Source organism: Xanthomonas sp. LMG 12462 (genome assembly GCF_009192885.1).
GTDB lineage: Bacteria > Pseudomonadota > Gammaproteobacteria > Xanthomonadales > Xanthomonadaceae > Xanthomonas_A > Xanthomonas_A sontii.
Window position 1 is genome coordinate 46,612 of record NZ_NMPP01000013.1, and the last position, 11,408, is coordinate 58,019.

Consider the following 11,408-nt stretch of genomic DNA (forward strand, 5'->3'; position numbering starts at 1 on the left):
ACGCGGACGTCGCTCCCACAAGGGCGCGCATCGGCGGCTGGCTCGGCGGCTACTGCGTCGGCTGCGCGCCGCCGCCCACCCAGCCCTCCACTTCGCCTGGCGCGAACGGGCCGAGCTTCTGCCTGACGATGCGGCCGTCGGCGTGGATCAGCACGCTGTACGGCAGCAGGCCCTGGGTGTCGCCCAGGCGCACGCTGGCGTCGGCCGGGCCGGGCGTCTCCAGCGCGATCGGGTAGCCGATCGGCACCCGTTGCAGGAAGGCGCGCACGTCCTCGGCACGGTCCAGGGCGATGCCCAGCACCTGCAGGCCGTCGGCCGGCTGCGCGCGGGCCAGCCGGTCCAGTTCCGGCATCTCGCGCACGCAGGGCTCGCACCAGCTCGCCCAGACGTTGACCAGCAGCGGCCGGCCGCGGAACTGCGCCAGCGTCAGGTGGCCGCCGTCGAGCGTGCGCAGGCGCAGCGCCGGGGCGGGATCGCCCGGGCGCGCCGCGGCGACCGGCGGCGCGGCCGCATGGCCGCTGGCCGTGGCGGACGTTGCCGGGGGCAGCGCCGGCGTCCGCCGTTCCCACCAGTGCGCCGCCGCCACGCCGAGCACCGCCGCCACCGCGGCGACCGCCAGCAGGCGCGCGCTGGCGGGGGTCATCGCGCCGCGCGCAGCAGGGCGTCCTCGACCACCGCCTGGCTCAGCACCGGCGGCAGTACCGTCGGCGGCGCGCCAGGGCCATAGACCACGTACAGCGGCACGCCCACTGCCTTGTGCTCGGCGAGGAAGGCGCTGATACGCGGATCCTCGTTGGTCCAGTCGCCCTTCATGTACACCGCGTCCACCCGCTTGATGGTGTCGCGGAACGCGTCGCTGTCGAACACGTTGCGTTCGTTGGCCTTGCAGGTGACGCACCAGTCGGCGGTCATGTTGACGAACACCACGCGGTTGTCGGTGCGCAGGCGGTCGAGCATCTGCGGCGAGTACGCCACGGTGTTGCGCTCGACGCTGGCGCTGGGCGGCGGCAGCCGGGTCACGCCCCAGGCCGGCACCAGCGCGGCCAGCAGCAGCACGGCGGCCAGGCGCATGCCGGTCTTGTGGTCGCGCCAGCGCGCGCGCTCGAACCACCACAGGCCCAGCGCCAGCAGGGTGGCGCCGATCAGCAGCAGCGCCACCGCGTCCACGCCGCGCTGCTTGCCCAGCACCCACAGCAGCCAGATCGCGCTCAGGTACATCGGGAACGCCAGCACCTGCTTGAGCGTCTCCATCCACGCGCCCGGCTTGGGCAGGCGCCTGGCCAGCGAGGGCACGAAGCCGATCAGCAGGAACGGCAGCGCCAGGCCCAGGCCCAGGGTCAGGAACACCAGCATCGCCGCCGCCGCCGGCGCGGTCAGCGCATAGCCCAGCGCCGGGCCCATGAACGGGCCGATGCAGGCGCTGGACACCACGCAGGCCAGCACGCCGGTGAAGAAGTCGCCGACCGGACCGCTGCGCGTGGACAGCGACTGGCCGACGCCACCGAGGTTGGCGCTGAGGGTGAACACCCCCGACAGGCTCAGCCCGACCACGAACATCAGGTACACCAGCACCGCGACGAAGCCCGGGCGCTGCAACTGGAAGCCCCACAGCAGCCGCGCGGCCACGGCGATGCCGCCGACCACGGCGAAGGAGGCGAGCACGCCCAGCGTGTACCACAGCGCATGGCTGCGGGCGCGGCCGCGGCTCTCGCCGCTCTGCGCCAGGCCCAGCACCTTCAGCGACAGGATCGGCAGCACGCACGGCAGCAGGTTCAGCAGCAGGCCGCCGCCGAGCGCCAGCAGCAGGATCCACAGCAGGTTCTGCGTGGCCGGCGGCGGTGCGGCGCTGCGCGCGGCGTTGTGCGCCGAGGCGTCCGGCGTCGCCGGCAGGGCATCGGCGGCCGTGGCCGCGGCCGCGTCGTTGGCGTCGGCCTGGCGGCTGTCCAGCGGCGTCACCAGCAGCGGGCTGACCTCTGCCTGGTCGGCCGGGGTGACGGTGCCTTTGGGTAGCGCCAGCTTCACCCGCCGGGTCATCGGCGGGTAGCAGATGCCGTCGGTCTGGCAGCCCTGGAAGGTGGCCACCAGGGTCGCGGCGGTGGCGTCGGCGCGCTGGCGCTGCAGCGGCACGGTGACCTCGGTCTGGTCGAAGTACACCACCACGTTGCCGAAGTGTTCGTCCTGGTGCGAGCTACCCTTGGGCCAGCGCGGCATGCCGGTGCGGATGCCGGGCGCGCCCTCCAGCGCCAGCGCGGTGCGGTCGCGATACAGGTAGTAGCCGGGCGCCGGGGTGAAACGCAGCAGCAGGGTATTGCCGTCGCCGACGATGGCTTCGAACTGGAACGCCTGGTCCGAGGGCAGCGGCAGGCCCTGCACCGCCGCGGTGCCGGGGCCGGGACCGAACAGCGGTTTGGCGCCGTTGCCCGCGCCCGGGCCGCTGCCCGGCAGCCCGCCCGTCGCGGCCGGTGGGGGCAGTGCCGGTGCGGGATCGGTGGCGGCCGTGGCGGCCGGCAGGGTCACCTCGAGCAGGCGCTTCTGCGGCGGATAGCACACGCCGGCATCGGCACAGCCCTGGTAGCGCACCTCCAGCTGCACGCGGCTGGTGCCGGGATCGGCGACGCCGCTCTGCACCGCGTTCAGTTCGTCGCGGTAGGTCTCCACCTCGCCGAAGTACAGGTCGGTCTTCTTGTGGCCGGCCGGCAACTGCAGGGTTGGGTTGGGCTTGAAGCCGCCGATCACCTTCACCGCGATGCGGTGCCGGTACAGGTAGTAGCCCTTGGCGATGTCCCAGTGCAGCGCGATGCGGCCGCGTTCGGGTGCCTGTGCGCTGAGCGCGAAGGCCTGGTCCACCGGCAGCAGGTCCTTTTCGCTGATCGCCAGGGCGGGGAAGGCGGCCACGGCCAGCAGGCACAGGGCGGCGAGGCGGTGCAGCAGGGTCATCGGCTTACGGTTCCTCACGGGTTTCGGCATGCACCCACTGCAGGTAGGCCGGCAGGCCGCCGGCGACCTCGAGTTCGACCAGTTCGGGGACCTCGTAGGGGTGCAACGCGCACAGCCGCTGCCGCAACGCGGGCAGGCGGTCGGCGGCGGTCTTGATCAGCAGCAGCACCTCCTCGCCCTGTTCCACCTCGCCTTGCCAGCGATAGGTGGACTGCACGCCGGGCAGGCGGCTGACGCAGGCGGCCAGGCGTTCGTCGACCAGCGCCTGGGCGACCCGCGCGGCGCTGGCCGGATCGGGGCAGGTGCTGAGCAGCAAGCGGAGGGCGGGCGCGGACATGCGGCCGACAGTATAGGGATGCCGGCCGGGCTTTGGCGGCGCCGGTCCGCGGCCGGCCGCCGCGCATCCCCAATCCCTAATCCCTAATCCCCGCCCGCTGCAGCCGCAGCGGGCGAGGCACCACGGCTCAGTTGAGCAACTGGCAACTGGCCGGCTTGGCCGAGGTGAACAGCGACGAGGTCGCCCACTCCGGGTGGTCGATGAACGGGTTGCGGTTGCCCTGGAAGCTGTAGATCACCTCGTTGCGGGCACGCTCGGCGTCGTCCGGCGGGTCCTGCTGGCTCCACGCGATCAGGGTCGACAGCAGGCCCATGTAGGCCGGCGAGGACGAGGTCTTGACGATCTTGCTGCGGTCGTCGGTCAGCTCCAGGTCCGGCTCGGACTGCCCGGTCTTGGCATCCACGCCACCCTCATAGCGGATCGCCATGTACATCACCGCACGCGCCATGTCGCCCTTGCGGTGGTCCCACACCTCGAAGGTGCCGCTGTTGCCGTCCGGGGTGCGCACCCAGTTGGAATTGCCCGGGTAGCGGCCGCTGCCGCCGCCGAAGCCGGCGTTGGCCTCGGTGGCGCGCTCGCCGCAGTTGCTGTCGCACTTGGCGTAGGGCTTGTTGCCGCGGTCGGCGTTCCAGGTGGCGTCGGTCAGGTACAGCATGTGGGTGTCGGTGTACGGCGCGTAGGGCAGGCCCTTGTTGCCGGTGGCGGTGCCGAAGCCCAGCGAGTTCGGCCAGCTGTGCTCGCGGTTGTACTTCAGGCCGCTGCCGCTGCCGGCACGGTCGGTGCCCTTGGCATAGCTGCGGTTGCGGTAGGCGTCGAGGACGCGCTGGCTGTTGTTCGGATCCTCGTCGGCGATCTCCAGGATGGCCCAGGTGTCGGTGCCGGAGCTGCTGCTGTACGGATAGACGGTGTGGCCCTTGATCGTCTCGTGCAGCGAGCAGCGCAGCTGGCTGGGGCTGGAGGTGTTGACCCGCGAGTAGTAGCTGCCGGCGCCGTTGCCGCCGCCGCCCGAGCCGCTGGCGACGTTGAAGGCGACGCTGCGATCCTGCGCCGGATGCGCGCCGTCGGCATCGCTCACGCGTGCGGCGACGATGCTCAGGGTGCAGCTCTCGCCGGCCTTCAGCGCGGTGTTGGTGGACAGCGCGAACTGGGTGCCGCTGCTGGGGTAGGTCAGCGCCACGCTGCCGGACTGCTGGCAGCTCAGGCCGAACGCGCCGCTGGCCAGGCTCACCGCCTCGCTGAAGGTCACCGCCAGGTCGCCGGCGGCGGGGAAGTCGGTGGCGCCCTGGGTCGGGGTGGTGGCGGTCACGGTCGGCGCGGCGTTGCTGCCGCCGCCGCCGGCGAAGGTCTGGCCGTTGTTGCAGGCGCCGAAGGTGCTGGTGGCGCTGTCGCTCCAGCTGAAGTCGGCCGCGGCGCTGCCGTTGCCGCGCAGCTGCAGCGAGGTGCCGGCCGGGGTGCTGTTGCTCTCGCTGACCGGCAGGTTCTGGCTGGTCATGCCCGCGGCGGGGCCACCGCCGCCGGTGATGGCGCCCTCGTAGCTGAGGAACTGCACCACCTTGCCGTTGCCGTCGACCAGCGCCAGGCCGTCGTTGGGCCCGTTCTGGATGCCGTTGCTGGCGTAGCTGACGGTGGCGATGCGCACCTGCCCGCCGCAGCTGACCAGGTTGCCGGCCGGCACCGCGCTGTTGGCGTAGACCGTGGCCGACCCCGGGTTGCTGCCGTTGTACAGGTAGACGCGGTAGCCGCTCAGGCTCTCCCCGGCGGTGGCGACGATCTCCACGCCTTCGCCGGTGTCGCCGGCGGCGGTGGCATCGTCGTAATGCAATTCATTGATGAATACGGCGGCCTGGGCCGGCCCGGCAAGGGCGAGCAGGCAGGCCAGCGGCAGCGCAACGGCGGATGGCTTCATCGACAACTCCTTTTGGTGACGGATCCCCCCATGGGTCCGCGCTCAGCCTAGCCTGCCTCTGTGACACTGTGACGGGATTCGGTCACTGCTTGCCACCGAATGCACGTTCCTGGCAAAAATTTTTTGCCTCCCGCCCTTGAAAGCCCCGGCCGCGGCACTACATCAGGCGCATCCCGGCGCTACCGGGTTTTTTCGCGAGCGTTGCTGGCAGTCGTCATGGGCGAGTGCTAACATCGCCGGCCTTTCCTAGACCAATCAATCACTTAAGAGGTCTCACTCAATGAGCATCAAGCCGCTTCACGACCGCGTCGTAGTCAAGCCGATCGAAGCCGACGAAATCTCCGCCGGCGGCATCGTGATCCCGGATTCGGCCAAGGAAAAGTCCACCAAGGGTGAAGTCGTGGCCGTCGGCGCCGGCAAGCCGCTGGACAACGGCAGCGTGCGCGCCCCGGCGCTGAAGGTCGGCGACAAGGTCATCTACGGCCAGTACGCCGGTTCCAGCTACAAGGCCGAAGGCGTCGAGTACAAGGTGCTGCGCGAAGACGACGTTCTGGCGATCGTCGGCTAAGAGCGCCGCCGATCGCGGGAATCGGGAATGGTGAATCGGGAATCGGTCAGGCGCCTTCGTCGCCCGCGATTTCCGTCCCGTCCCGACCGCCCGCTCTTGATCTGCCGATTCCCTGTTCTCCATTCCCTATTCCCGAGGTAACTCAACATGGCTGCCAAAGATATCCGTTTCGGTGAAGACGCCCGTTCGCGCATGGTGCGCGGCGTCAACATCCTCGCCAATGCCGTCAAGGCCACCCTGGGCCCGAAGGGCCGCAACGTCGTGCTCGAGAAGAGCTTCGGCGCCCCGACCATCACCAAGGACGGCGTCTCCGTCGCCAAGGAAATCGAACTGGCCGACAAGTTCGAGAACATGGGCGCGCAGATGGTGAAGGAAGTCGCCTCCAAGACCTCCGACAACGCCGGCGACGGCACCACCACCGCCACCGTGCTGGCGCAGGCGCTGATCCGCGAAGGTTCCAAGGCGGTCGCCGCCGGCATGAACCCGATGGACCTCAAGCGCGGCATCGACAAGGCCGTCGTGGCCGCCGTGGCCGAGCTGAAGAAGATCAGCAAGCCCACCGCCGACGACAAGGCCATCGCCCAGGTCGGCACCATCTCCGCCAACTCCGACGAGTCGATCGGCAACATCATCGCCGACGCGATGAAGAAGGTCGGCAAGGAAGGCGTGATCACGGTCGAGGAAGGCTCGGGCCTGGAGAACGAGCTGGACGTGGTCGAGGGCATGCAGTTCGACCGCGGCTACCTGTCGCCGTACTTCATCAACAACCAGCAGAGCCAGCAGGCCGACCTGGACGACCCGTTCGTGCTGCTGCACGACAAGAAGATCTCCAACGTGCGTGACCTGCTGCCGGTGCTGGAAGGCGTGGCCAAGGCCGGCAAGCCGCTGCTGATCGTCGCCGAGGAAGTGGAAGGCGAGGCGCTGGCGACCCTGGTGGTCAACACCATCCGCGGCATCGTCAAGGTCGTGGCGGTCAAGGCCCCGGGCTTCGGCGACCGTCGCAAGGCGATGCTGGAAGACATGGCCGTGCTGACCGGCGGCACCGTGATCTCGGAGGAAGTGGGCCTGGCGCTGGAGAAGGCGACCATCAAGGACCTGGGCCGCGCCAAGAAGGTGCAGGTCTCCAAGGAGAACACCACCATCATCGACGGCGCCGGCGACACCTCGGCGATCGAGTCGCGCATCAAGCAGATCAAGGCGCAGATCGAAGAGACCTCTTCGGACTACGACCGCGAGAAGCTGCAGGAGCGCGTGGCCAAGCTGGCCGGCGGCGTGGCGGTGATCAAGGTCGGTGCCTCGACCGAGATCGAGATGAAGGAAAAGAAGGCGCGCGTCGAAGACGCCCTGCACGCGACCCGTGCGGCGGTGGAAGAAGGCGTGGTCCCGGGCGGCGGCGTGGCGCTGGTGCGCGCGCTGAGCGCGATCGGCGAGCTGAAGGGCGCCAATGAAGATCAGACCCACGGCATCCAGATCGCGCTGCGCGCGATGGAAGCGCCGCTGCGCGAGATCGTCACCAACGCCGGCGAAGAGCCGTCCGTGATCCTCAACAAGGTCAAGGAAGGCAGCGGCAACTTCGGCTACAACGCCGCCAACGGCGAGTTCGGCGACATGGTCGAGTTCGGCATCCTGGATCCGACCAAGGTGACCCGTTCGGCGCTGCAGAACGCCGCTTCGATCGCCGGCCTGATGATCACCACCGAAGCGATGGTGGCCGAGGCCCCGAAGAAGGAAGAGCCGGCCGCTCCGGGCGGCATGGGCGGCGGCATGGGCGGCATGGGCGGCATGGATTTCTGATCCAGCCGGCCTCGGCCGACCCGTTGTTCCACGCAGTCGAAAGGAGCCCCGCAGCGATGCGGGGCTCTTTTTTTGTGTCATCGACATCGGGGCATGCCGATGCGCTCGCATGCTGACCAACCTGCCGGCCGCGCCGCTGGCGCATCCGCTTGGCGCGCGTCTGTAGCGAGCTTCCCGTCAGGACGCAGGATCATGCGCAGGAACGGCTTCAGCCGCGACGAGGCGCTACCGGGAATGCCTGTCGCGGCTGAAGCCGCTCCCGCGAGGACAACGGCGTTTCTCGCCGAGCTGCGGTAAGCAGCGAAGCGGGTCATGGAAGCTGCCTGTGCCGGGCTTGTGCGATCTCCCCGACCGAGGCGCGGCACAGGCGTGCCAGGCGGCCGTGACCCAACCGGACGGATGCGAGTGCAGGCTTCGCTCCATGCGCCTCAAACACCACGAGACGCTGCGCGCCGGACCCTTGCCCCAACCCCTCTCTCAACGGAAGAGGGGCACGCGATCGCGATGCGCATGCAGCCCATCGTTGCCCAGCAGCGTCTCCGCCAGAGGTGCGGCTGGCACGGCCTGCGGTGGCGATACGGCGAGAATCGACGCGCTGCGCGGCGAATCGCGCACAACGTGCAATCGTCTACAAGTGCGCTGTAGCCGCGTGTTGACAGCGTTTTCAGCGCCATGCAGGTTAGGACGCACGGGCGTCCAGGGGGATCTGCACGCCCGCATGTTCGTCCTTTTGTTTGCGTCGCGGCCGGCGCACGGTGGCGCGTGCCTGCGGCATGCGCAGCACGGTCGTGGGCGCGGCGCAGCGAAGAGGGCGCCGCAGGTCGTGTTCGCACGGCGCTGCTTCCATCCGCTGCCGGGGACACCGCATGCCACTTCGCTCATCCACCACCCTCGCGTTCGGCATCGTGCTGGCGCTGTACGGCGCCAGCGAGGCGCGCGCGCAGGACGCCGACACCGCCGCGCCCAAGGCCGCCGCCACCACCGACCTCGGTCAGGTCGTGGTCACCGGCTCGCGGATCAAACGCTCGGAGGTGGAGGGCGCCGAACCGGTGCTGACGATCAGCGCGCAGCAGATCCAGCAGGAAGGTTTCCTTACCGTCTACGACGTGCTCAGCACGCTCAACCAGCAGGGCAGCGTCGAGGCCGACACCAAGTACGGCTCGCACACGCCCAACGCCTCGCCGGTGAGCCTGCGCGACCTTGGCCCCGGACGCACCCTGCTGCTGGTCAACGGCCACCGCGTCGCCGACTATCCGCAGCCGTACGCCGGCGAGAGCAACTTCGCCAACTACGCCAACATCCCCTCCGCGGCGGTGGAGCGCATCGAGATCCTCACCGGCGGCGCGTCGGCCATCTACGGTTCGGACGCGGTCGCCGGCGTCATCAACGTGATCCTCAAGCAAGGCTACGAGGGCAACCAGGTGCGCCTGCGCGGCGGCACCGCCACCGCCGGCGGGCGCGACGTGGTCGACCTGTCCTGGGTCGGCGGGCGCAGCGGCGACACGTGGAACTTGACCTACGCACTGCAGTGGACCCGGCGCGATCCGCTCTCGGTCGGCGAGCGGCCGAAGATGGACGACCAGGACGACGAGTCCTACAGCAACTGGACTGCGCAGGCGCGCAAGTACGGCTTCAATCCGTTCACCGGCCTGAGCCTGGTCGACGCCGGCAACAACACGCGCCTGGCGCCGCCCAGCGGCACCTGCGCACGCTTCGGCGGCCAGTTCATCGATGCGCAGCGGCTGAGCTACGACTACAACAGCGACACCGTGCGCAACCTCGGTGGCTACTGCGGCATGGCCCACGACTACGCCGACTGGCTGGCCGCCAGCGGCGGCGACAGCGGCTCGGCGTATCTGTACGGCACCTTCGACTTCGACAACGGCGTGCAGGCCTGGAGCACGCTGTCCACGACCAAAAGCCTGGGTTACTGGACCTACGACCCGCCCTACGTCTACCTCGGCCCGTTCCACGACACCGGCAGCGACCGCGACCTGTACGCGATCCGCCAGCTCACCCGCTTCGAATCCGGCGGCTGGAAGAACCTGGCCAACACCACCAGGGAACTGTCCTGGGACCTGAGCGCCGGCCTCAAGGGCCGCCTCGCCGATCGCTTCGACTGGGAAGTGGCGGTGGGCCGCGCGCGCTACACCGTCGACGAATACGTGCGCACCGTGGACACGCAGAAGGCCACCGCCTACTTCCTCGGCCCGCAACTGGGCAGCACCGCCGACGGCACGCCGATCTACGATCTGGACGAGTCGCGCTGGTACCAGCCGCTGACCGGCGCGCAGTACAACGACCTGGCGGTGAAGGCGCACAACCGCGCCGATTCCTGGGTCAACCAGGCCAGCGCCAACATCACCGGCGAGCTGCTGCAGGGCTGGGCCGGGCCGATCAAGTTCGCCGCGGTCGGCGAAGTGGCCAAGCAGGGCTACCGGCTGTCGCCCGACCCCTGCGCCAACACCTGCTATCCGCTGGACGTGGTCGACTACGGCGGCGGCGAGCGCCTGCGCTACTCCGGCGGCATCGAGTTCGACGTGCCGCTGCTGTCCTCGCTCAACGCCAGCCTGGCGGCGCGGCACGACCGCTACGGCGACTACCGCGCCTACGGCAGCGACCTCGGCGCGGCGATCGGCACCCAGCGCGACACCACCTGGAGCGCCGGCCTGGAGTGGCGACCGCTGAGCACGCTGCTGCTGCGCGGCAGCGTCGCCACCAGTTTCCGCGCCCCGGACATGCACTACGTGCTCGGCGAGCCCAGTTCCACCCAGCAGACCGTGATCGACCAGTACCGCTGCATCCAGAAGGGCTATTACCTCACCGGCGGCTGCAGCGCCGAGAACAGCGACGTGTTCTACCTGATGCAGGTCAATCGCCGCGGCACCCCGGACCTGGAATCGGAGCATGGCCGCTCGGTCACCGCCGGCTTCGTCTGGGACATCGCCGAGGGCCTGTCGCTGACCGCGGACTACTACCGGATTCGCTTGCAGGACATGATCAAGGACCTCAATCGCGACGAGGTGCTCAGCGCCGAAGCCGGCTGCCGCACCGGCCTGACCACCGCCGGCGGCGTGTGGGTCAATCCCGGCGGCGCCGAGTACTGCGCGCGCATCCTCTCGCGCGTGGCGCGGGATGCCGCCGGCCGGGTCACCGGCATCGAGCAGGGGCCGATCAACATCGCGCAGATGCACGTGTCCGGCGTCGACGCCTCGCTGAAGTACCGCCTCAACACCGCGCGCTGGGGCAACTTCAGCTTCGCCCTGGATTACAACAATCTGATCGGCTACCACGAGCAGACCTATCGCACCGACGACGACAAGAACCTGCGCGACCAGAAGATCCGCAGCAAGCTGCGCGGCAGCGTGCACTGGGAGAACGGCGGTCCGCTGGATCTCACTCTCTACGCCAAGCGCTTCGGCTCCACCCAGGCGGTGAACTGGGGCACCTGCACCCGCTTCGACGACGGCTACCAGCCCAGCCCCTCCGACGCCTGCCGCGTCACCGACAGCGGCAACCGCCACTTCGGCGAGAGCACCACGCGTTACTTCGGTCGCGTCGGCCCGGCGCTGTACTGGAACCTCACCGCCGGCTACCGCATCGCCCCGAAGATGAAGGTCAACCTGTACATCAACAACGTGCTCGATACCGTCGGCTACGACAACAAGGAGCGCTACTACGGCTACCAGTTCTACAACACCACCCTGTACGACGCGATCGGCCGCGAGGTGGCGATGGAATATGTGCTGGACTTCTGAGAGGCCGGGATTTGGGAGTGGGGATTCGGGATGCGCTCTAGTCCCTCTCCCTCCGGGAGAGGGGTTGGGGTGAGGGTCCGGAGCGCGCAGCGCCACGTAAGAACCCAC

The 11,408-nt window shown here is 69.4% G+C and carries 7 protein-coding genes; 3 read left to right on the forward strand and 4 right to left on the reverse strand.

What is annotated here, in order from left to right; genetic code table 11:
* Nucleotides 1–49: 49 nt before the first annotated feature.
* From CEK69_RS04270 to CEK69_RS04285, 4 genes are all read right to left on the reverse strand, one after another.
* On the reverse strand, nucleotides 50–643 hold the full coding sequence (locus CEK69_RS04270) for a TlpA disulfide reductase family protein (RefSeq protein ID WP_152244035.1): 594 nt from the start codon (nucleotides 641–643) through the stop codon (nucleotides 50–52).
* Nucleotides 640–2,937 carry a protein-disulfide reductase DsbD gene (locus tag CEK69_RS04275; protein WP_152244037.1) on the reverse strand — a complete coding sequence of 766 codons (2,298 nt, stop codon included), beginning with the start codon at nucleotides 2,935–2,937 and terminating at the stop codon, nucleotides 640–642. The genes CEK69_RS04270 and CEK69_RS04275 overlap by 4 nt, the downstream gene beginning before the upstream one ends.
* A 4-nt stretch (nucleotides 2,938–2,941) precedes the next feature.
* Nucleotides 2,942–3,274, reverse strand: a complete 333-nt coding sequence (gene cutA, locus CEK69_RS04280; RefSeq protein WP_017907317.1) for a divalent-cation tolerance protein CutA — start codon at nucleotides 3,272–3,274, stop codon at nucleotides 2,942–2,944.
* Between the two features lie 127 nt (nucleotides 3,275–3,401).
* Nucleotides 3,402–5,180, reverse strand: coding sequence for an endonuclease (locus tag CEK69_RS04285; protein ID WP_017907318.1), 1,779 nt, complete (start codon nucleotides 5,178–5,180; stop codon nucleotides 3,402–3,404).
* A 280-nt stretch (nucleotides 5,181–5,460) separates the two neighbouring features.
* Between CEK69_RS04285 and CEK69_RS04290 the strand changes: the two genes are divergently transcribed.
* The 3 genes from CEK69_RS04290 to CEK69_RS04300 all read left to right on the forward strand — a co-directional run bounded on the left by CEK69_RS04290 (nucleotide 5,461) and on the right by CEK69_RS04300 (nucleotide 11,300).
* On the forward strand, nucleotides 5,461–5,748 hold the full coding sequence (locus tag CEK69_RS04290; RefSeq protein ID WP_010340979.1) for a co-chaperone GroES: 288 nt from the start codon (nucleotides 5,461–5,463) through the stop codon (nucleotides 5,746–5,748).
* A 147-nt stretch (nucleotides 5,749–5,895) separates the two neighbouring features.
* Nucleotides 5,896–7,542, forward strand: coding sequence for a chaperonin GroEL (gene groL / locus CEK69_RS04295; RefSeq protein WP_010340980.1), 1,647 nt, complete (start codon nucleotides 5,896–5,898; stop codon nucleotides 7,540–7,542).
* Between the two features lie 845 nt (nucleotides 7,543–8,387).
* Entirely contained in the window at nucleotides 8,388–11,300 is a 2,913-nt protein-coding gene (locus CEK69_RS04300; RefSeq protein WP_226975034.1) for a TonB-dependent receptor, read from the forward strand.
* Nucleotides 11,301–11,408: the final 108 nt, after the last annotated feature.

Excerpts from the sequence above, each read along its gene's own strand:
- CEK69_RS04270 (WP_152244035.1), bottom strand. The coding sequence starts at position 643 with ATGACCCCCGCCAGCGCGCGCCTGCTGGCGGTCGCCGCGGTGGCGGCG.
- CEK69_RS04275 (WP_152244037.1), bottom strand. The coding sequence starts at position 2,937 with ATGACCCTGCTGCACCGCCTCGCCGCCCTGTGCCTGCTGGCCGTGGCC.
- cutA (WP_017907317.1), bottom strand. The coding sequence starts at position 3,274 with ATGTCCGCGCCCGCCCTCCGCTTGCTGCTCAGCACCTGCCCCGATCCG.
- CEK69_RS04285 (WP_017907318.1), bottom strand. The coding sequence starts at position 5,180 with ATGAAGCCATCCGCCGTTGCGCTGCCGCTGGCCTGCCTGCTCGCCCTT.
- CEK69_RS04290 (WP_010340979.1), top strand. The coding sequence starts at position 5,461 with ATGAGCATCAAGCCGCTTCACGACCGCGTCGTAGTCAAGCCGATCGAA.
- groL (WP_010340980.1), top strand. The coding sequence starts at position 5,896 with ATGGCTGCCAAAGATATCCGTTTCGGTGAAGACGCCCGTTCGCGCATG.